General features: G+C 62.6%; 19 protein-coding genes. 15 read left to right on the top strand and 4 right to left on the bottom strand.

Going from position 1 to position 19,684, the window contains the following annotated elements:
- Positions 1-32: 32 nt before the first annotated feature.
- The 3 genes from ubiA to glcC all read right to left on the bottom strand — a co-directional run bounded on the left by ubiA (position 33) and on the right by glcC (position 2,441).
- Positions 33-926 (bottom strand): 4-hydroxybenzoate octaprenyltransferase, encoded by an 894-nt coding sequence (ubiA, locus tag D7241_RS09860; protein WP_408101373.1) that lies wholly within the window; start codon positions 924-926, stop codon positions 33-35.
- Positions 927-976: 50 nt separating this feature from the next.
- Positions 977-1,516 carry a chorismate--pyruvate lyase family protein gene (locus D7241_RS09855; protein WP_408101372.1) on the bottom strand — a complete coding sequence of 180 codons (540 nt, stop codon included), beginning with the start codon at positions 1,514-1,516 and terminating at the stop codon, positions 977-979.
- A gap of 154 nt (positions 1,517-1,670) precedes the next feature.
- A complete protein-coding gene (gene glcC / locus D7241_RS09850; RefSeq protein WP_255979829.1) occupies positions 1,671-2,441 on the bottom strand; it encodes a transcriptional regulator GlcC in 771 nt (256 codons plus the stop codon).
- A gap of 234 nt (positions 2,442-2,675) precedes the next feature.
- On the opposite strand from glcC, the gene glcD reads away from it, so the two are divergent.
- The 10 genes from glcD (at position 2,676) to D7241_RS09800 (ending at position 13,600) form a co-directional block, all read left to right on the top strand.
- Positions 2,676-4,175: a glycolate oxidase subunit GlcD gene (glcD, locus tag D7241_RS09845; RefSeq protein WP_408101371.1), complete on the top strand. Its 1,500-nt coding sequence runs from the start codon at positions 2,676-2,678 to the stop codon at positions 4,173-4,175.
- A complete protein-coding gene (glcE, locus tag D7241_RS09840) occupies positions 4,175-5,233 on the top strand; it encodes a glycolate oxidase subunit GlcE (protein WP_408101370.1) in 1,059 nt (352 codons plus the stop codon). The genes glcD and glcE overlap by 1 nt, the downstream gene beginning before the upstream one ends.
- Before the next feature lies 1 nt (position 5,234).
- The gene (gene glcF / locus D7241_RS09835) at positions 5,235-6,452 is read left to right on the top strand and encodes a glycolate oxidase subunit GlcF (protein WP_255979835.1); all 1,218 of its coding nucleotides are present in this window, start codon (positions 5,235-5,237) and stop codon (positions 6,450-6,452) included.
- A gap of 148 nt (positions 6,453-6,600) precedes the next feature.
- The gene (locus D7241_RS09830) at positions 6,601-7,005 is read left to right on the top strand and encodes a heme-binding protein (RefSeq protein ID WP_408101369.1); all 405 of its coding nucleotides are present in this window, start codon (positions 6,601-6,603) and stop codon (positions 7,003-7,005) included.
- A 23-nt stretch (positions 7,006-7,028) separates the two neighbouring features.
- Complete coding sequence (locus tag D7241_RS09825) at positions 7,029-9,212, top strand: malate synthase G (RefSeq protein ID WP_408101368.1); 2,184 nt, start codon at positions 7,029-7,031, stop codon at positions 9,210-9,212.
- Between the two features lie 220 nt (positions 9,213-9,432).
- A complete protein-coding gene (locus D7241_RS09820; RefSeq protein ID WP_408101367.1) occupies positions 9,433-11,142 on the top strand; it encodes an L-lactate permease in 1,710 nt (569 codons plus the stop codon).
- Between the two features lie 153 nt (positions 11,143-11,295).
- On the top strand, positions 11,296-11,463 hold the full coding sequence (locus D7241_RS09815; protein WP_255979843.1) for a rubredoxin: 168 nt from the start codon (positions 11,296-11,298) through the stop codon (positions 11,461-11,463).
- Position 11,464: 1 nt separating this feature from the next.
- Positions 11,465-12,676, top strand: a complete 1,212-nt coding sequence (locus D7241_RS09810; RefSeq protein ID WP_408101366.1) for an NAD(P)/FAD-dependent oxidoreductase — start codon at positions 11,465-11,467, stop codon at positions 12,674-12,676.
- A gap of 148 nt (positions 12,677-12,824) precedes the next feature.
- Complete coding sequence (locus D7241_RS09805) at positions 12,825-13,097, top strand: HU family DNA-binding protein (RefSeq protein WP_158187095.1); 273 nt, start codon at positions 12,825-12,827, stop codon at positions 13,095-13,097.
- 116 nt (positions 13,098-13,213) lie between these two features.
- Positions 13,214-13,600: an SCP2 sterol-binding domain-containing protein gene (locus D7241_RS09800; RefSeq protein WP_408101365.1), complete on the top strand. Its 387-nt coding sequence runs from the start codon at positions 13,214-13,216 to the stop codon at positions 13,598-13,600.
- 91 nt (positions 13,601-13,691) lie between these two features.
- Here D7241_RS09800 and D7241_RS09795 read toward each other — a convergent pair whose 3' ends face one another.
- Positions 13,692-14,597 carry a LysR substrate-binding domain-containing protein gene (locus D7241_RS09795; RefSeq protein ID WP_408101364.1) on the bottom strand — a complete coding sequence of 302 codons (906 nt, stop codon included), beginning with the start codon at positions 14,595-14,597 and terminating at the stop codon, positions 13,692-13,694.
- Between the two features lie 184 nt (positions 14,598-14,781).
- Between D7241_RS09795 and D7241_RS09790 the strand changes: the two genes are divergently transcribed.
- The 5 genes from D7241_RS09790 (at position 14,782) to D7241_RS09770 (ending at position 19,661) form a co-directional block, all read left to right on the top strand.
- The gene (locus D7241_RS09790) at positions 14,782-15,963 is read left to right on the top strand and encodes an acyl-CoA dehydrogenase (RefSeq protein ID WP_025240097.1); all 1,182 of its coding nucleotides are present in this window, start codon (positions 14,782-14,784) and stop codon (positions 15,961-15,963) included.
- A 254-nt stretch (positions 15,964-16,217) separates the two neighbouring features.
- Positions 16,218-17,441, top strand: a complete 1,224-nt coding sequence (locus tag D7241_RS09785; protein ID WP_408101363.1) for a CaiB/BaiF CoA transferase family protein — start codon at positions 16,218-16,220, stop codon at positions 17,439-17,441.
- A gap of 88 nt (positions 17,442-17,529) precedes the next feature.
- The gene (locus D7241_RS09780; RefSeq protein WP_408101362.1) at positions 17,530-18,153 is read left to right on the top strand and encodes a LemA family protein; all 624 of its coding nucleotides are present in this window, start codon (positions 17,530-17,532) and stop codon (positions 18,151-18,153) included.
- On the top strand, positions 18,150-18,914 hold the full coding sequence (locus D7241_RS09775) for a TPM domain-containing protein (protein ID WP_408101361.1): 765 nt from the start codon (positions 18,150-18,152) through the stop codon (positions 18,912-18,914). Before D7241_RS09780 ends, D7241_RS09775 begins: the two co-directional genes overlap by 4 nt.
- A gap of 129 nt (positions 18,915-19,043) precedes the next feature.
- Positions 19,044-19,661 (top strand): TPM domain-containing protein, encoded by a 618-nt coding sequence (locus D7241_RS09770; protein WP_408101360.1) that lies wholly within the window; start codon positions 19,044-19,046, stop codon positions 19,659-19,661.
- Positions 19,662-19,684: the final 23 nt, after the last annotated feature.

Here is a 19,684-nt window from a genome sequence, read left to right as displayed (position 1 = left end):
AGCCCGTCCCGGCAGCGCCGCGACGGGCTTTCTCATGCGCGCGTTGCGTAGTCGAGGATGATGCCGAGGAGGATCGCCAACCCTGCCCAATGGTTGTGCAGGAACGCCTTGAAGCAGACCTGCGGCTTGCGCGAGCGCGTCTTCCAGAATTCCCAGGCGAAGCAGGCGGCGGCGATGGTCAGGCCGAGGTGGAACCACTGCCCGAGTTCGAAGCGCACGCCAGCGAGAATCAGGCAGAACAGGGCGAGGCCCTGCAGCGTGGCGATGATGACCCGATCGGCCTCGCCGAACAGGATGGCGGTGGACTTGATGCCGATCTTCAGATCGTCCTCGCGGTCGGCCATCGCGTAATAGGTGTCGTAACCCACGGTCCAGACCACATTGGCAATGAACAGCAGCCAGGCTTCGGGTGGCAGTTCGCCGCGTTCGGCTGTGAAGGCCATCGGCATGCCCCAGGAGAACGCGGCGCCGAGCACCACCTGTGGATAGTAGGTGTAGCGCTTCATGAAGGGGTAGAGCGCGGCGACGCCCAGCGCGCCGAAGGATAGCCAGATGGTCGTGGCGTTGGTCAGCAATACCAGGCCGAAGCTAAGGCCAACCAATACGGCGAAGAGAATCCAGGCTTCCTTTGGCGTGACCTTGCCGGTTGCCAGCGGGCGGCCCTTGGTGCGGCTGACATGGCCGTCGAAATTGCGATCGGCGAAGTCGTTGATCACGCAGCCGGCGGCACGCATGAGGATCACGCCGAGCACGAAGATCACCACGTTCTTCACGCTGGGCGAGCCTTCACCGGCGATCCACAGTGCCCAGAGCGTCGGCCACAGCAAGAGGTAGGTGCCGATGGGTCGCTCCAGGCGCATCAGCTGGATGAAGTCCCAGGCGCGCGGATGCAGGCGATTGCTCGATTGCAGAAGCTTTTGATACATCGGCGGGTCTCCAAACGGTGAAGGACGGTGTGGGGCAGTCTGTGCCGCGTTCAGATCGTGATCCGTGCGGTCCGCCACAGGGCCGGCAGAAACACCTCGGCGACCAGCACGCGCAGATCGCCCTGGCTGAAACAGGAGCGGCGAGCCCAGAGCTGCGCTTGCCGGATATCGCGCGGCAGCCAGGCCTCAGGGTAGCGACGGGCTTCCAGCAGGCCGCGCGCGAACGCCGGATCGCTGAACAGCAATTCGCCCAGCGAGCGGCTGCCCAGGTGCGGCAGATCCAGCCCGGACTGTTCCAGCGCGCTACGGGCGGCGACGCTGCGGGCGAATACCCAGGGCTCCTGATGCCCGCGTAGATAGACTTCGCGAACCCAGCCCTGGCTGCCGTCGGCGACGCCCAGCGCAGCGCATTCATCATCGCGCAAGACCTGCCAGCTTTCGGCCAGCGGCGTCACGCTGAAAGCACCTGCAGCCAGCTCGGTGAGGCGGCGGGTCAGTGAACCTTTGTCGACGAATAGCCAATCATGCAAGGCGGGATCGAGGGCAGTGGGAAAGTGGTCGGCGGTCAGCCAGTCTTGTGAGTTGGACACGAGCGATAGCGGGCAACGAAAAGAAGCGGCGAGTCTAGCATGGGGACCGAAGGGCAGCCGCAAGCCCCAAGCCGCAGGCTTAGGGCTTCAGCCAAATCCAAGCTACAAGCGGTCTGCGTGCTTTTTCTTGGAGAATTGCAGGCTGCCGCTGCTTTTACGTCCATCCCTCCAACCGCATCGTCGCGCGAACCAGGCGCTGTTCTTCCTGCTCGATCTCCTTGAGATTGTCGCGAATGCTGTGAATGTGGTCGCGGGCGGCGCGCTGGGCCTGGTCCGGCAGGCGCTCGGTGACGGCGTGGAACAGCCGCGAGTGCTGCCGGTCGATCTGCCGCTTCTGTGTGGGTCGGTGGTAGAGGTTGTTCACCGAGGCGAATACGGTGGAGAGCATCAGGTCAGTCAACGACTGCAGCGTATGCACCAGCACCGGGTTGTGCGAGGCCTCGCTGACGGCCAAATGAAAGGCGTGATCGAGACGCGCGTGCTCGCGTGGGTCGCCGGCTTCCTCGGTGTGCGCGGCAAGCATCTCCTCGTAGCGGCGGCGCAGCAGGATGAAATCGGCATCGGTACCGCGTAGCGCCGCCAGGCGTGCCGATTCGCCTTCCAGCAGCGCGCGGACTTCGAGTAGATCGAATAACGTGCGCGGCTGCGAGTTGAATAGATGCATCAAGGGGCTAGCGTCTTGTTCGCCGGATAGCTTGGCGACGTGAGAGCCGCGACCTTGCGCGGTTTCGATGATGCCGCGGCCGCGCAGCACGCGCAGACCTTCGCGCAAGGCTGAGCGGGAGATGCCCAGTTTTTCACACAGACGTCGTTCCGACGGTAAAGCCTGGCCGACCTTTAGCACGCCATCGACGATCAGGCGTTCGATACGCTCGGCGACGACGTCGGCTAGCTGGCGGCGATCCTGGGTAGTCTCGATCAACATTAGAGTCTCCTAACTGGTAGGACCAGTTTTGCCGAAGCTTACCGCATTATGGGGTAGAGGTGCTTAGGGCCCCGATATCTGGACGTTTTAAGCATTGGGGCTGAAAGTCTGCTGAAAGAAACTGGTAGGACCAGTGGTTTTGCCAATGGACGAAATGGCAGCGCCGGGCTAATGATGCGTCAAACCACCGCAGCTGGTCGGGCTGACGGTGAACAATGAAGAGCACCGATTGCCATGAATATCCTCTACGACGAACGCGTCGACGGTGAACTGCCCAAGGTCGACAAGGCGGCACTGCTCGCCGAGTTGCAGGCGCAACTGCCCGGCATGGACATCCTCCATCGCGGCGAAGATCTCAAGCCCTACGAGTGCGATGGCCTGTCCGCCTACCGCACCACGCCGATGCTGGTGGTGTTGCCCGAACGCATCGAGGAGGTCGAAACACTGCTGAAGATCGCCCACAAGCGTGGCGTGCCGGTGGTCGCTCGGGGTGCCGGTACTGGTCTGTCCGGCGGCGCGCTGCCGTTGGAGCAGGGCATCCTGCTGGTGATGGCGCGTTTCAACAAGATTCTTGAAGTCGACCCGGCCGGTCGCTTCGCCCGTGTTCAACCTGGCGTGCGCAACCTGGCGATCTCCCAGGCCGCGGCGCCCTTCGACCTTTATTACGCGCCCGATCCGTCCTCGCAGATCGCCTGCTCCATCGGCGGCAACGTCGCTGAGAACGCGGGTGGCGTGCACTGCCTGAAATATGGCCTGACTGTGCACAACCTGCTCAAGGTGGAAATTCTCACCGTCGAGGGCGAGCGCATGGTGCTTGGCTCCGATGCGCTGGACTCGCCCGGCTTCGACCTGCTGGCGCTGTTCACCGGCTCCGAGGGCATGCTCGGGATCGTTACCGAGGTGACCGTCAAGCTCCTGCCCAAGCCGCAGGTGGCCAAGGTGCTGCTGGCCGCGTTCGACTCGGTGGAAAAAGCCGGGCGTGCGGTGGGCGACATCATCGCCGCGGGCATCATTCCCGGTGGCCTGGAAATGATGGACAACCTCTCGATCCGCGCCGCCGAGGACTTCATTCGCGCCGGTTACCCGGTGGATGCCGAGGCGATCCTGCTCTGCGAACTGGACGGTGTCGAGGCTGACGTAGTTGACGACTGCGCGCGTGTCAGCGAAGTCCTCAAGCTCGCCGGGGCCACCGAAGTGCGTCAGGCGCGCGACGAGGCCGAGCGAGTCAAGTTCTGGGCCGGGCGCAAGAATGCTTTCCCGGCAGTAGGGCGAATCTCGCCGGACTATTACTGTATGGACGGCACCATTCCACGACGCGAGCTGCCGGGCGTCCTCAAGGGCATTTCCGACCTGTCGGACGAATACGGCCTGCGCGTCGCCAACGTCTTCCATGCTGGCGACGGCAATATGCACCCGCTGATCCTCTTCGATGCCAACACCGAAGGCGAGCTGGAGCGCGCTGAAGCACTGGGCGGCAAAATCCTCGAACTCTGCGTGAAGGTCGGCGGCTCGATCACCGGCGAGCACGGTGTCGGCCGCGAGAAAATCAATCAGATGTGCGCGCAGTTCAACGCCGACGAGCTGACCCTGTTCCACGCGGTAAAAGCTGCATTCGATCCCAGTGGTCTACTCAACCCCGGCAAGAACATTCCGACCCTGCACCGTTGCGCCGAATTCGGCGGCATGCATGTGCACGGCGGGCAGTTGCCCTTCCCCGAATTGGAGCGCTTCTGATGGCCATTTCCTACGACGCCAGCGAGCACTTGCTCGAACAGGTCAACCAGGCACTGGCCAACAATACCCCGCTGCGTATTCAAGGCGGCGGCAGCAAAGCGTTCCTCGGACGTCCCGTCGAGGGCGAGTTGCTTGATACCCGCACGCACCGCGGCATTGTCAGCTATGACCCGACCGAACTGGTGATCACGGCTCGTGCCGGCACGCCGCTGGCGGAGCTGGAAGCGGCTCTCGACGAAGCTGGGCAGATGCTGCCTTGCGAGCCGCCGCATTTCACTGACGGCGCCACGGTCGGCGGCATGATCGCCGCAGGTCTGTCCGGTCCGCGTCGGCCGTGGTCCGGCTCGGTGCGCGATTTCGTGCTGGGTTCGCGGGTGATTACCGGTCACGGCAAGCATTTGCGCTTCGGCGGCGAGGTGATGAAGAACGTCGCCGGCTACGACCTGTCGCGCCTGATGGCCGGCAGCTTCGGCTGCCTCGGCGTGCTTACCGAGGTGTCGCTGAAAGTGCTGCCCAAGCCACGTCTGTGCCGCAACCTGCGGGTCGAGATGTCGGCCGACCACGCGCTCCTCAAGCTTGCCGAATGGGGGCAGCAACCGGTGCCCATTACCGCCGCGAGCCATGACGGCCAGGCGCTGCACCTACGCCTTGAAGGTGGTGAAGGGTCGGTGAATGCCGCCTGCGACCGTATTGGTGGCGAAGCCTTGGATTCCCGTTACTGGAACGATCTGCGCGAACAACGGCTGAGCTTTTTCGCCGATGCGCGACCGCTGTGGCGCCTGTCGCTGCCAACCAACACGCCTGTATTGGCGCTGCCTGGCGAACAGCTGATCGACTGGGCCGGTGCTCAGCGTTGGCTGAAATCCGATGCCGATGCGCAGACCATCCGTGCAATTGCGAGCGAAGTTGGCGGTCACGCCATCTGCTTCACGGCCGGTGCCACTGCCAGCCCGTTCCAACCATTGGGCGAGCCGTTGCTGCGTTACCACCGCCAGCTCAAGACGCAACTCGACCCGCAGGGGATCTTCAACCCCGGCCGTATGTATTCCGAGGTCTGATATGCAAACCAATCTCAGCGAAGCCGCGAAGAAGCTGCCGCGTGCCGAGGAAGCCGAGAGCATTCTGCGTTCATGCGTGCACTGTGGTTTCTGCAACGCCACTTGCCCAACCTACCAGCTGCTGGGTGATGAGCTCGATGGCCCGCGCGGGCGCATCTACCTGATGAAGCAGATGTTCGAAGGTGGCGAAGTCACCGAAAGCACCCAGACCCACCTGGACCGTTGCCTGACCTGCCGCAACTGCGAGACCACCTGCCCGTCCGGTGTGCAATACCACAACCTGCTGGATATCGGCCGTGACTTCATGGAACAGCAGGTCCAGCGCTCGGCGGGCGAACGCCTGCTGCGCACCGGTCTGCGCAACGTGATTCCGCGTCCGGGCCTGTTCAAGGCATTGCTCAGTACCGGCAATGCGCTGCGGCCGCTGATGCCGGCCACGTTGCGTTCGCACATGCCGCGCCAGGTCACCCCGGCCAAGCCGCGCCCGCAGGTTATGCATGCGCGTCGCGTGCTGATGCTCGAAGGCTGCGTACAGCCAAGCCTGTCGCCGAACACCAATGCCGCTACCGCACGGGTGCTCGATCGACTCGGCATCAGCGTCAGCACGGCGCGCGAAGCCGGTTGCTGCGGCGCCGTGGATTACCACTTGAACGCCCAGCAGGCTGGACTGGACCGTGCCCGGCGCAACATCGACGCCTGGTGGCCCGCCATCGAAGGTGGCGCCGAAGCCATCGTGCAGACCGCCAGCGGTTGCGGTGCCTTCATCAAGGATTACGGTCATCTGCTGCGGGATGACCCGGCTTACGCGGTCAAGGCTGCCCGAGTCAGTGCGCTGGCCAAGGATTTGGTGGAAGTCATGCGCAGTGCCGAGCTCGAGCGGCTGAACGTCAAGGCCGACAAGCGCATGGCGTTCCATTGCCCTTGCACGCTGCAGCACGCACAGAAGCTCAATGGTGCGGTCGAAGACGTGCTCACGCGTCTAGGCTTCCAGCTCACCGCAGTGCCGGATGCACATCTGTGCTGCGGCTCGGCGGGCAGCTATTCGATCACCCAGCCGGAGCTATCCAAGCAACTGCGCGACAACAAGCTAACCGCGTTGGAAAGCGGCAAACCGGAAGTGATCGTCACCGCCAATATCGGTTGTCAGACGCACCTCGACGGTGCCGGTCGCACACCAGTGCGGCATTGGATCGAGATTGTCGAGGAGGCGATGAGCTAAAGCAGGACGAGCCGGTAGGGTGGGCCGGGCGGCGTTCCGCTTCAGCCCACCCTACGAACTGAAGCGGAGCGCTGCCCGGCCCACCCTACGCCGACCGGTTTCCGGATAGCGCAGTGAATAAACGAATTACGAAGACAGGAGAATCGAGATGAAAACCAAAGCGATGCTGACCCAGACCGAAGTAACCGCCATCCTCGCCGCCGCGCGCACCGAAGCGCAGAACAATGGCTGGGCCGTGACCATCGTCGTTGCCGATGACGGCGGCCACCCGCTGGGCCTTGAGCGTCTGGACGGCTGTGCGCCGATCGCCTCCTACATCGCCACTGAGAAGGCCCGTAGCGCCGCGGTTGGTCGTCGCGAAACCAAAGGCTACGAAGACATGGTCAACGGCGGCCGCAACGCCTTCCTGTCCGCGCCGGTAGTCTGCTCGCTGGAAGGCGGCGTGCCGGTGATCGTCGATGGTCAGGTGATCGGTTCGGTCGGCGTCTCCGGCGTCACCGCCACGCAGGATGCACAAGTCGCCAAGGCCGGCGTCGCGGCAGTCGCCAACTGATCGACGAAATTCAGGAGAAGAACATGACCGAGCGTGTAACTCTGGGCCGCCTGCAAGTGGCAGCCAACCTGCAGCGTTTCATCGAAGACGAAGTGCTGCCCGGTACCGGCGTAGAAGCCGCCGCCTTCTGGAGTGGCTTCGATCAGCTGGTCCATGACCTGGCGCCGAAAAACCGCGCACTGCTCGCCGAGCGCGACCGCCTGCAGGTGGAGCTGGACAACTGGCACCGCAGCAACCCCGGCCCGATTGCCGACATGCCGGCTTACCGTGCCTTCCTCGAATCCATCGGCTACCTGCAGCCAGAGCCGGGCGAGGTGAAGATCAGCACCAGCAATGTCGACAGTGAAATCGCCACCCAGGCCGGCCCGCAGCTGGTGGTGCCGATCGGCAACGCCCGCTACGCGCTGAACGCCGCTAACGCTCGTTGGGGCTCGCTGTATGACGCGCTCTACGGCACCGACGCCATCAGCGAAGAGAACGGCGCGCAGAAGGGCCCGGGTTACAACGAAGTGCGTGGCGCCAAGGTCATCGCTTTCGCGCGCAATTTCCTTGATCAGGCCGCGCCGCTGGCCGAAGGCAGTCATGCCGATTCGGTCAGCTACCGCGTCCAGGACGGCCAGCTCAAGGTCACCCTGGAGAACGGCAATGTCACCGGCCTGAAGCAGCCCGGGAAATTTGTTGGCTATCAGGGCGAGGCGGTCGAGCCGACGGCGATTCTGCTGAAGAACAACGGCCTGCACGTTGAAATCCAGATCGACCCGAACAGCCCCATCGGCCAGACCGATGCGGCTGGCGTGAAGGATCTGCTGGTAGAAGCCGCCGTCACCACCATCATGGACTGCGAAGACTCCACTGCCGCGGTCGATGCCGACGACAAGGTACTGGTCTATCGCAACTGGCTGGGCCTGATGAAGGGCGACCTGGTTGAAGACTTGGAGAAGGGCGGCAAGCGCATCACCCGGCGCCTCAACGCCGACCGCGAATACACCGCCGCTGACGGCTCGAACCTGAAGCTGCACGGCCGCTCGCTGCTGTTCATCCGCAACGTCGGTCACCTGATGACCAACCCGGCGATCATCGATGGCGAAGGCCATGAAATCCCCGAAGGCATCATGGACGGCGTGGTCACCAGCCTGATCGCCAAACACGACCAGCAGCGCAAGGGCAACTCGCGCACCGGCTCGATGTACATCGTCAAGCCGAAGATGCACGGCCCGGCCGAAGTGGCATTCGCCGACGAACTGTTCGGCCGCGTCGAGGACCTCATCGGTCTGCCGCGCCACACGCTCAAGGTCGGCATCATGGACGAGGAGCGCCGCACCAGCGTCAACCTCAAGGCCTGCATCGGCGCCGCGAAGAACCGTGTGGCCTTCATCAATACCGGCTTCCTCGACCGCACCGGTGACGAGATGCACACCATCATGGAAGCCGGCGCCGTACTGCGTAAGGGCGACATGAAGGGCACCGCCTGGATCCAGGCCTACGAGCGCAACAACGTACTGGTCGGCTTGAATTGCGGCCTGCGCGGCAAGGCGCAGATCGGCAAAGGCATGTGGGCCATGCCCGATCTAATGGCGGCCATGCTCGAGCAAAAGATCGCTCACCCGAAAGCCGGCGCCAACACCGCTTGGGTACCGTCGCCGACCGGCGCCACGCTGCACGCGCTGCACTACCACCAGGTCGACGTTCAGGCCGTTCAGGCCGAGCTGGAAAAGATCGACCTGGCCACTGAACGTGAGCAGCTGACCAATGATCTGCTGACCATTCCGGTCGCGCCTGAGCGCAACTGGTCCGCCGAGGCGATCCAGCAGGAGCTGGACAACAACTGCCAGGGCATCCTCGGTTACGTGGTGCGCTGGGTCGAGCAGGGCGTGGGTTGCTCCAAGGTGCCGGACATTCATGACGTCGGCCTGATGGAAGACCGTGCAACGCTGCGTATCTCCAGCCAGCACCTGGCCAACTGGTTGCGGCATGGTGTAGTTGGCGAAGCTCAGGTTCGCGAGACGCTGGAGCGCATGGCCAAAGTGGTCGACCAGCAGAACGCCGGTGACCCGCTCTATCGCCCGATGGCCACCGATTATGCACAGTCTGCCGCTTTTCAAGCCGCTTGCGATTTGGTGTTCAAGGGCCGCGAGCAACCAAGCGGCTACACCGAGCCGCTGCTGCATGCCTGGCGTCAGCGCTTCAAGCAGCAGAACGGAGTTTGAAGGTATTCAGGAGATTGCTGATGGCTGGCGCAGGTCGGTCATTAGCGTAATTTGCAAGCCCCGGACGCCTAATGGCGTCCGGGGCTTTCGAGCATGGGGGGCGGGTCGACGTGCCGGTCGATCAGCACCTTTGGATGGCATGAGGCTATGACATCCATGCGGGGCGCCGGGGCTTCCCGGAGAAAGAAGTGGTTCACAACAAAAAACAAGGAACCCAACAATGAGTCAGACACTGCTGTCCATACTGGCCTTCGTGCCACTGGTGTTGGCGGGCGTACTGCTGATCGGCTTTCGCTGGCCGGCCAAGTACGCGATGCCACTGGTTTTCGTGCTTACCGCGCTGATCGGGCTATTGGCCTGGGACATGACCTTCAACCGGGTCCTGGCTTCTACGCTGCAAGGCTTGATTCTCACCGCCGCGATCCTCTGGATCATCTTCGGCGCCATCCTTCTACTCAACACCCTCAAGCACTCGGGCGGCATCGCTTCGATTCGTCGTGGCTTCGCTAACGTCAGTCCCGACAAGCGCGTTCAGGTACTGATCGTCGCTTGGCTGTTCGGCTGCTTCATCGAAGGTGCTTCGGGCTTCGGTACGCCGGCCGCGGTGGCCGCACCCTTGCTGGTTGCTCTGGGCTTCCCGGCGCTGACGGCGGTGGTGCTGGGCATGATGGTGCAATCGACACCGGTTTCCTTCGGTGCCGTGGGCACGCCGATTCTGGTCGGTGTGGCCGGCGGTCTGGATCAGGCCACGCTCGGTGGGCAGCTGACTGCAGCGGGTAGCAGCTGGGAAGTGTTCTTCCATCTGATCTTCTCCCGCGTGGCGATCATCCATGCGCTGTGCGGCATTCTCATGCCGCTGATCATGATCTGCGTCATGACGCGCTTCTTTGGGCGCAATCGCTCCTGGAGCGAAGGCTTGGCGATGGCGCCGTTCGCCATCTTCACCGGCTTGGCGTTCGTCATTCCCTATGCCGCGGCTGGCGTATTCCTCGGCCCGGAATTCCCGTCGATGATCGGTGCGCTGGTCGGTCTGGCCATCGTCGTACCTGCCGCCAAGGCGGGCTTCCTGCTGCCCAAGACCAGCTGGGATTTCGCCCCGGCCAGCGAGTGGCCGGTGGAGTGGATGGGCAAGATCGAGATGAAGATCGACGATGTCGCCGGTCGGACACCGATTTCCGTGCCGATGGCTTGGGCACCTTATCTGCTGCTGGCAGCCTTCCTGGTGATTTCGCGGGTCTTCCCAGGCGTCAAGTCGGCAATGTTGTCGGTGAGCTTCGGCTGGAAGGACATTCTCGGCGAGACCGGCGTGTCTGGTGCGCTGGAGCCACTGTATCTACCGGGCGGAATTCTCTGCATTGTGGTGCTGATCACCTTCTTCCTGCACCGCATGCGTGCTGGCGAGCTGGTCGCGGCCATCTCCGAATCGAGCAAAACCCTATTGGGTGCCGGCTTCGTGCTGATCTTCACCATCCCTATGGTGCGGATCCTGATCAACTCCGGCGTCAACGGCTCCGATTTGGTATCGATGCCAGTGGCCATGGCGCAGCTGGTAGCCGACAGCGTCGGCGGCATCTATCCGTTCTTCGCACCGGCGGTGGGCGCACTGGGCGCGTTCATTGCCGGCTCCAACACCGTGTCTAACCTGATGCTGTCGCAGTTCCAGTTCAATACTGCTGGTCTGCTGGGTATTTCCGGTGCGCTGATGGTGGCGTTGCAGTCGGTGGGTGCCGCCGCGGGGAACATGATCGCCATTCACAACGTGGTGGCGGCCTCGGCCACGGTCGGCCTGCTGGGTCGTGAAGGCATCACCCTGCGCAAGACCATGCTGCCTACGCTGTACTACCTCGTGCTGGCCGGTAGCATCGGCCTGATCGGCTTCTACGTGATGGGCATCAGCGATCCGCTGGTGGGAATCGCTACCGCCAATTGATGGCGTGAGTGACCCCGGACGGGCGGCTTAGGCCGCCCGTTTTGTTTTCCCGAACCAATCGCTGGCGCATGGTGATCGCTGGACGCTGATGTTTGGCGGACCGCTGCGTTCTGGTATAGCGTCAGCGCAATGGATAACGATCGAGGTAAGCAAATGAAGAAGTGGCAATGCGTGGTGTGCGGGTTTATCTATGACGAAGCCGAAGGCTGGCCCGACGATGGAATTGCGGCGGGTACCCCCTGGGAGGATGTACCCGAGGACTGGCTCTGTCCCGATTGCGGCGTAGGTAAAATGGATTTCGAAATGATCGCGATCGGCTGATATGAGCGAATTGAACCAGAAAGGCGCGCCGGCGACGCCGTTGGTCATCATCGGTACGGGCCTGGCGGGTTACAACCTGGCGCGGGAATTCCGCAAACACGACAGCGAAACGCCGCTGTTGCTGATTACCGCCGACGATGGCCGCTCCTATTCGAAGCCGATGCTGTCGACCGGCTTCGCCATGAACAAGGAAGCCGATGGCCTGGGCATGGCAACGGCCGGAGCCATGGCAGTTCAGCTCAACGCCGAGATTCGGACCCATACCTGGGTGACTCGCCTCGATCCGGCCAACCGCCGCGTATGGATCGGCAACGAGCCGGTGCCCTATCGCGACCTGGTTATCGCCTGGGGTGCGCAGACCATTCAGGTGCCAGTCGCTGGCGATGCCCAGGACGCGGTTTTCCCGATCAACGACCTGCTCGATTACGGTCGTTTCCGCGAGGCGGCCAAAGGTAAGCGGCGGGTGCTGATCGTTGGTGCCGGGCTGATCGGCTGCGAATTCGCCAATGACTTGCTGCAGGGCGGCTACGAGGTCGAACTGGTGGCGCCCTGCGAGCAGATTATGCCGTCATTGTTGCCGACGGAGGCCGCGGCGGCGGTGCGACGCGGGCTCGAATCACTGGGTGCGCGCTTTCATCTGGGGCCGGTGCTGGAACGTCTGGATCGGCACGGCGAGAGTCTCGAAGCCCGGTTATCGGACGGCCAGCGGTTGAACTGCGATCTGGTGGTCAGTGCGGTGGGCCTGCGCCCGCGCACCGAGCTGGCCGCAGCGGCAGGACTGGCGGTCAATCGGGGAATCGTCGTTGATCGCCTCCTGCAAACCTCGGCTGAGCACGTCTACGCGCTAGGCGACTGTGCCGAGGTGGGTGGGCTCAATCTGCTTTATGTGATGCCGCTGATGAGTGGCGTGCGCGCGCTGGCGCAAACGCTTGCCGGTAAATCGACTTTCGTAACGTACGGACCGATGCCGATCACGGTGAAAACCCCTGTGTGCCCTTTGGTGGTATCGCCACCAGCGGCTGGCAGCGAGGGGCATTGGAGCGTGGAAGGTGATGGTAATGACATCAAGGCTCTATTCCGCAGCCTCGACGGAAATCTGTTGGGCTATGCGCTGACGGGGGCGGCTGTGCAAGAGCGGTTGGGGTTGAACAAGCAGCTGCCGCCAGTGCTGGCTGAACTGCCTCAAGGTCTGTCGCTAAAGTCGTCGGAATGATTAGGTAAAGCGTCGGCGAGGGCTGGCGCGAGTGCCATCAGCGTGCCATGCTCCATCGAGGCGCTGCCGCAGCCTAGAGCAGTTGCAGCGCCTCGGAACGCTGTTCGGAGAACAGCGAACAAAAACAATAAAGTCTTAGAGGCTACCCATGCGCAAACCGGAACTCGCAGCCGCCATCGCCGACAAGGCCGATCTCACCAAGGATCAGGCCAACCGTGTACTCAATGCCGTTCTCGATGAAATCACCAACGCGCTCAACCGTAAGGACAGCGTGACTCTGGTTGGTTTCGGCACCTTCCTGCAGCGACACCGTGGCGCTCGCACTGGAAAGAACCCGCAGACGGGCGAACCCGTTACCATCAAGGCCAGCAACACCGTAGCATTCAAGCCGGGAAAGATGCTGAAAGACGCGATCAACTGAGTTTGCGTCTCCCGGGGCCCGCTCGGCTCCGGGTGCCCTGAAGTTCTAATTTACAGTTGAGTTACCTCAACAAGTCGCTACAATCCGCGAAATTTCGCCATCTGCCGAGAACATGCATGAAATTTCGCTTCCTTCTCTGGATGCTTGGTCGCTTGATGACCAAGGCCAGCCGCAACAACCCTGACTTTCAAAAACAACTCGGCGACAAAGACCTCACCTTCCAGTTGCACACGCTCGACGGCAAGGTCGCTCGGCATTACGTGGTCAAGGATCAACGCGTCACCGCCAAGGGCGGCCCTGCTACCGAGCCTGCTTTCGCCATTGGCTTCAAGGACAGCGCCTACGGCTTCGCCACCATGAACGCGAAGAACAAGCAGCTCGCCTTTATGCAGGGCATCCAGAACAAGGACATTCAAATCCAAGGCAACCCGGCGCTGGTGATGTGGTTTCAGGGCCTGGCCAAATACCTCAAGCCGCGCAAGAAAAAGCCTGAAGCGGCTTGATCGGCACGCGGCGGGCCTGACCCTGCGGGGGAAAGACGCGATTCCGAGCCGGAGGTGACGTTTTTGATTGGCGCACCCGCCGTAGCGTGATTTACACCTGCTGCGCCATCCAGGCGCGTGCTTCTTCCAGCAGCCAGTCGCGAAAGGCATTCATGGCCGCCGACTCTACCCGCCGTTCGGGGATCATCAGGTGGTAGGCCTGGTCCTCGCGGCGGTATGAGTGCGGATGCGCAATTACCAGGCGCCCTTCGGCCAGTTCGCGTTGAATGAGAAACGGTGGAATCAACGCCACGCCCATCCTGTGTTCGGCGGCCTGTGCCAGCATCGAAAACAGTTCCAGCCGTGGGCCAGTCATGTCTCTCGCCACCTTCATCCCCAGCGAATCGAACCACTGGCGCCAGGCGTAGGGGCGAGTAGTCTGTTGCAGCAACGGCATCTCGGCGATGGTCTTGGCATCGAGCGATCCGGCGTTCTCTAGCAGCGCTGGGCTACAGACCGGGAGTGAATCTTCAGGCATCAGGTAGTGCGCCACGGTGCCGGACCAGTCGCCGTCGCCGAAATAGATCGCTGCATCGAAATCGGTATCGGCGAAGAGGAACGGTCGGGTGCGGTTAGTCAGATTGACCGTTATTTCGGGGTGCAGCGCCTGGAACTGCTGCAGTCGCGGCAGCAGCCACTGCGTGCCAAATGTCGGCACCAGCGCCAGCTCGATAGTCTGGGCGCCCTGCTGGCCCATTACCGACAACGTATCCCGTTCCACCGCATCGAGCTGAGTGGCGACTCGTCGCGCATAGGACTGGCCGGCTTCGGTCAGCTTGACGCCGCGGCGCGAGCGGCGAAACAGCTCCAGCCCGAGAAACTCTTCGAGGCCGCCGATCTGTCGGCAGATGGCGCTTTGGGTCAGTGCCAGCTCTTCGGCGGCGCGGGTGAAGCTCTGGTGACGTGCTGCCGCTTCGAAGGCAATAAGCGCGGCGGTGCTGGGGATCTTACGACGCATTATGCGGCTGCCTCACTAATAAGCTGGTGTCAAAGCCATTTAGCATACGCTGGAGTGAGAAAAGCGCACAGGTCGATGCGAATTACTCGTTTGCGAACGATGGCTTCAGCTTCTAGGATCAATCCATCCGAATGTTGCACCGGGCGTCGCGCCCGGTTCACCGTCTACGACAAGAGGACCACTCATGGCCGGCAAAGCAAGCTTCAACTGGATCGACCCGCTGCTGCTCGATCAGCAGCTCACCGACGAAGAGCGCATGGTGCGCGACAGTGCGCAGCAGTTCGCCGATGACAAACTGGCGCCGCGCGTGCTCGAAGCCTTCCGTCACGAGCGCACCGACGCGGCGATCTTCCGTGAGATGGGCGACACCGGCCTGCTCGGCGCAACCATTCCCGAAGCGTACGGCGGCAGCGGGCTGAACTACGTCTGCTACGGCCTGATCGCTCGTGAAGTCGAGCGCATCGACTCGGGCTACCGCTCGATGATGAGCGTGCAGTCTTCGCTGGTGATGGTGCCGATCAACGAGTTCGGCAACGAAGAAACCAAGCAGAAGTACCTGCCCAAGCTCGCCAGTGGTGAATACATCGGCTGCTTCGGCCTGACCGAACCGAACCACGGCTCCGACCCGGGCTCCATGGTCACTCGTGCCAAGAAGGTCGACGGCGGCTATCGCCTCTCCGGCGCGAAAATGTGGATCACCAACAGCCCGATCGCTGACGTCTTCGTGGTCTGGGCCAAGGACGACGAGGGCGCCATTCGCGGCTTCGTGCTGGAGAAAGGCTGGGAAGGCCTGAGCGCTCCGGCGATCCACGGCAAGGTCGGCCTGCGCGCCTCGATCACCGGCGAGATCGTCATGGACAACGTGTTCTGCCCGGAAGAGAACGCCTTCCCCGACGTCCGTGGCCTGCGTGGCCCCTTCACCTGCCTGGATTCGGCCCGTTACGGCATTAGCTGGGGCGCGCTGGGCGCCGCCGAGTTCTGCTGGCACACCGCGCGCCAGTACACCCTGGACCGCCAGCAGTTCGGCCGTCCGCTGGCCGCCAACCAGCTGATCCAGAAGAAGCTCGCCGACATGCAGACCGAAATCACCCTGGCGCTGCAAGGCTGCCTGCGCCTCGGCCGGATGAAGGACGAGGGCACCGCCGCGGTGGAGATCACCTCGATCATGAAGCGCAACAGCTGCGGCAAGGCGCTGGACGTGGCGCGCCTGGCTCGCGACATGCTCGGCGGCAACGGTATCAGCGACGAGTTCGGCGTGGCCCGGCATTTGGTCAATCTCGAGGTGGTCAACACTTACGAGGGCACGCACGACGTGCATGCGCTGATCCTCGGTCGCGCGCAGACGGGTATCCAGGCTTTTTTCTAAGCGGTGACCCCGTAGGAGCTCGTAGGGTGGATGACGCTCTTCTCATCCACCGCCGTTCCCCGGTGGATGGGTGAAGCGCCATCCACCCTACGTATCTGACCGATCTGTGGGAGTGAGCTTCGCGAACGAGCGTTCAGCCATTCGCGAGCAAGCTCGCTCTTACACGAAACGCCAATACCTGTAGGCGGAAACCGTTTCCGCGTTTTCCGCTTGAAAGCCTATTGCTCACCTTAACTGCCTACCGAGAGACCTCCATGCCCGGTGCTCTATCCCATATCCGTGTCCTCGATCTGTCTCGCGTGCTTGCCGGCCCGTGGTGTGGGCAGATTCTTGGCGATCTTGGCGCCGAGGTGATCAAGGTCGAGCGTCCCGCCACTGGCGACGATACCCGTCACTGGGGCCCGCCGTATCTGAAGGATCAGCAGGGCGAGAACACCTCGGAGGCCGCTTATTACCTGTCGGCTAACCGCAACAAGCAGTCGCTGACGCTGGATTTCACCCAGCCCGAAGGCCAGCGGATCATTCGCGAGCTGGTCGCGGAGTGCGACGTGCTGTTGGAGAACTTCAAGGTCGGCGGATTGGCCGCCTATGGGCTGGATTATGAAAGCCTCAAGGCGATCAACCCACGGCTGATTTACTGCTCGATTACCGGCTTCGGCAGCGACGGCCCCTATGCCCAGCGTGCCGGGTACGACTTCATGATTCAGGGCCTCGGCGGGTTGATGAGCCTGACCGGGCGTGCCGAGGATGAAGCCGGTGCCGGCCCGGTCAAGGTTGGCGTGGCGCTCACCGATATCCTCACCGGGCTCTATGCCACGGTCGGCGTGCTGGCGGCGCTCAATCATCGCGAGCAGAACGGCGTCGGCCAGCATGTCGAACTGGCCCTGCTGGATGTGCAGGTCGCCTGCCTGGCCAACCAGGCGATGAATTACCTGACCACCGGCGTTGCGCCCAAGCGCATGGGTAACGCCCATCCGAACATCGTGCCGTACCAGGATTTCCCGACAGCGGACGGCGACATCATTCTCACCATCGGCAACGACGGTCAGTTCCGCAAGTTCGCCGAAGTCGCCGGTCATCCCGAATGGGCCGATGACCCACGTTTCGCCAGCAACAAGGCGCGCGTTGCCCATCGCCAGGAGCTGGTGCCGATGATTCGTCAGGTCACGGTGTTCCGCACCACCGCCGAATGGGTTGCGGCACTGGAGCAGGCGGGGGTGCCTTGTGGGCCGATCAATGACGTTGCACAGGTTTTTGCCGACCCGCATGTACAAGCCCGTGGCCTGCACGTCGAGATGCCGCATCCGCTGGCCGGAAGCGTGCCGCAGGTGGCGAGCCCGATCCGCCTTTCCGAGTCTCCCGTGGAATATCGCAAGGCGCCGCCGCTGCTGGGTGAACACAGCGAGGCGTTGCTGAAGCGGCTGCTCGGGTTCGATGCGGAGCAGGTGGCGGCGCTACGCAGTGCCAAAGTCATCTGAGGGAGGATGCGCCTCGTCGTATCGCGGCGGGGTTGTTCCTGAACTCTCAAGCCGTCCGGCCATCCTTATTCAGTACCCCGAATTTTGGATGGATGAGCGAATCATGCAGATGCAGCGTTATCGATTCACCTGGCAAGCGGCGACGGTTCTGTTCATGTCCTGGCTGCTGGCCGGCTGCGGCATCAACAATATTCCCCAGTACGACGAACAAGTGAAATCCGCCTGGTCGCAGGTGGAGAACCAGTATCAGCGCCGCGCCGATCTGATCCCCAACCTGGTCGAGACGGTCAAGGGCTTTGCCCGCCAGGAGCAGGACACCTTGACCGCTGTGGTCGAAGCGCGGGCCCAGGCCACTTCGATTCAGGTCGATGTCGACACATTGAACGACCCCCAGCAACTGCAACGCTTCCAGCAGGCGCAGAATCAGCTGAGCGGTGCGCTGAGTCGGCTGATGGCGGTGTCCGAACGCTACCCTGACCTGAAATCCAACCAGAACTTCCTCGCCCTGCAATCGCAGCTCGAAGGCACCGAGAATCGCATCGCTGTAGCACGTCGCGACTTCATCGCCGCTGTCGAGCGCTACAACACTGAGATTCGCACCTTCCCCGGCCGCATCTGGCACAGCCTGATGTATAGCGACATGCCGATCCGCGAAAACTTCGAGGCGACGGCCGAAAACGCCGAGCAGGCGCCAAAAGTGCAGTTTCAATGACGCGCACGCTACCCCTGTTGCTGGCGCTGCTGTTTTTTGCCAGCGACCTGTTGGCCCAGGAAGCCGAAGTACCCTCGCTGACCGGCCGAGTAGTGGATCGGGCCGAGTTGCTCGATACGCAGGCCGAAGCGCGGCTGACCAGCATGCTTGCTGCCCACGAACAGGCTACCAGCGAGCAGGTCGTGGTGGTGACGCTGCCGGATCTGCAGGGTCGCAGCATCGAAGAGACAGGGCTGCAGCTGGGTCGCGAGTGGGGTATCGGTCAGAAGGGCGAAGACAACGGCGCGCTACTGATTATTGCCCGAGACGACCGCCAAATTCGCATCGAGGTGGGATATGGACTCGAGGGCCGCCTGACCGACGCCCAGTCGTCGGTGATCATCAACAGCATCATTGCCCCCGCGTTCCAGCAGGGCGACTTCACCCGCGGTATCACCGAAGGTACCGAAGCGATTATCCGGGTGCTGGGCGGCGATCCGTTGCAAACGGCTGGCATGCGGCCGGCAATGCCCATGGGCGCGCAGGAACCGGGCGGTCTCGGCATCCTCGGCTTCTTTTTAATGCTGGTAGCCATCTTCGTCATCGGTGGTGGTGGTCGTCGTGGTCGTGGTCGTGGTGGCCGTGGGGCGGGACGTGCGCTGCTGCTCGGTGCCCTGCTGGGCGGTATGGGGCGCGGCGGCGGCGGTGGCGGTTTTGGCGGTGGCGGCTTCGGTGGAGGTGGTGGCGGTTTCGGTGGTGGAGGCGCCTCCGGTGGCTGGTGACCAGAGGCTGCGAACCGTTGACCACCATAGGATGGGTGAAACCCATCGCTGGCTCCTCTTGGAGTTCAACCGATCAGCCCAATGTCCCTTCGATCAAAACAGCGAAAACTTCTTCATGATGAACAAGCAATGACCCTACTGACAGAAAGCGAGCTGCAACAGGTAGCCGAAGCAATCGAGCGTATCGAACGTGATACCGACGCCGAGTTGGTAACGGTGCTGGCCGCGCAGGCTGATGACTACCGCTACATACCGCTGCTCTGGTCCAGCCTGCTGGCGTTGCTGTTGCCCGGCGCGCTGTTGTTTTTCACCGGCTGGCTGGCGGCCTGGCAACTCTTGCTGGTGCAATGGCTGACGTTCGTCGTGCTGGCGCTGGTGTTCCGTCTGGACGCGGTGACTACTCGGCTGATTCCGCGCCCGGTTCGTCATTGGCGAGCCTGCAATCTGGCGCGGCGGCAATTCATCGAACTCAACCTGCACCACACGGTTGGCGGCACCGGCATGCTGATCTTCGTATCCGAAGCCGAGCGTTACGTGGAGATTCTGGTTGATCGCGGCATCTCCAGCCGTATCGATGACAGCGCCTGGCAGTCGATTGTCACGAGCTTCACCGCGGACGTGCGCAACGGCCAGGTGCTGGAAGGATTTCTCGGTTGTATCGAAGCCTGCGGATCGCTGCTCAAGCAGCACGTGCCGGCCACTCATGAGCGTAACGAGCTGCCGAATCGGTTGGTTGTGTTGTCCTAAATCAGGGGATGCCAGGGTCGCCG

This window comes from Stutzerimonas sp. VN223-3 (genome assembly GCF_045999685.1).
In the GTDB taxonomy this organism is placed as follows: Bacteria; Pseudomonadota; Gammaproteobacteria; order Pseudomonadales; family Pseudomonadaceae; genus Stutzerimonas; species Stutzerimonas stutzeri_AR.
This window is presented reverse-complemented; position numbering and strand designations above follow the sequence as displayed.

Bases quoted from the DNA above. Each gene is read 5' to 3' on its own strand.
- ubiA (WP_408101373.1), bottom strand. From the start codon at position 926: ATGTATCAAAAGCTTCTGCAATCGAGCAATCGCCTGCATCCGCGCGCC.
- glcC (WP_255979829.1), bottom strand. From the start codon at position 2,441: ATGTTGATCGAGACTACCCAGGATCGCCGCCAGCTAGCCGACGTCGTC.
- glcD (WP_408101371.1), top strand. From the start codon at position 2,676: ATGAATATCCTCTACGACGAACGCGTCGACGGTGAACTGCCCAAGGTC.
- glcE (WP_408101370.1), top strand. From the start codon at position 4,175: ATGGCCATTTCCTACGACGCCAGCGAGCACTTGCTCGAACAGGTCAAC.
- glcF (WP_255979835.1), top strand. From the start codon at position 5,235: ATGCAAACCAATCTCAGCGAAGCCGCGAAGAAGCTGCCGCGTGCCGAG.
- D7241_RS09830 (WP_408101369.1), top strand. From the start codon at position 6,601: ATGAAAACCAAAGCGATGCTGACCCAGACCGAAGTAACCGCCATCCTC.
- D7241_RS09825 (WP_408101368.1), top strand. From the start codon at position 7,029: ATGACCGAGCGTGTAACTCTGGGCCGCCTGCAAGTGGCAGCCAACCTG.
- D7241_RS09820 (WP_408101367.1), top strand. From the start codon at position 9,433: ATGAGTCAGACACTGCTGTCCATACTGGCCTTCGTGCCACTGGTGTTG.
- D7241_RS09815 (WP_255979843.1), top strand. From the start codon at position 11,296: ATGAAGAAGTGGCAATGCGTGGTGTGCGGGTTTATCTATGACGAAGCC.
- D7241_RS09810 (WP_408101366.1), top strand. From the start codon at position 11,465: ATGAGCGAATTGAACCAGAAAGGCGCGCCGGCGACGCCGTTGGTCATC.
- D7241_RS09805 (WP_158187095.1), top strand. From the start codon at position 12,825: ATGCGCAAACCGGAACTCGCAGCCGCCATCGCCGACAAGGCCGATCTC.
- D7241_RS09800 (WP_408101365.1), top strand. From the start codon at position 13,214: ATGAAATTTCGCTTCCTTCTCTGGATGCTTGGTCGCTTGATGACCAAG.
- D7241_RS09795 (WP_408101364.1), bottom strand. From the start codon at position 14,597: ATGCGTCGTAAGATCCCCAGCACCGCCGCGCTTATTGCCTTCGAAGCG.
- D7241_RS09790 (WP_025240097.1), top strand. From the start codon at position 14,782: ATGGCCGGCAAAGCAAGCTTCAACTGGATCGACCCGCTGCTGCTCGAT.
- D7241_RS09785 (WP_408101363.1), top strand. From the start codon at position 16,218: ATGCCCGGTGCTCTATCCCATATCCGTGTCCTCGATCTGTCTCGCGTG.
- D7241_RS09780 (WP_408101362.1), top strand. From the start codon at position 17,530: ATGGATGAGCGAATCATGCAGATGCAGCGTTATCGATTCACCTGGCAA.
- D7241_RS09775 (WP_408101361.1), top strand. From the start codon at position 18,150: ATGACGCGCACGCTACCCCTGTTGCTGGCGCTGCTGTTTTTTGCCAGC.
- D7241_RS09770 (WP_408101360.1), top strand. From the start codon at position 19,044: ATGACCCTACTGACAGAAAGCGAGCTGCAACAGGTAGCCGAAGCAATC.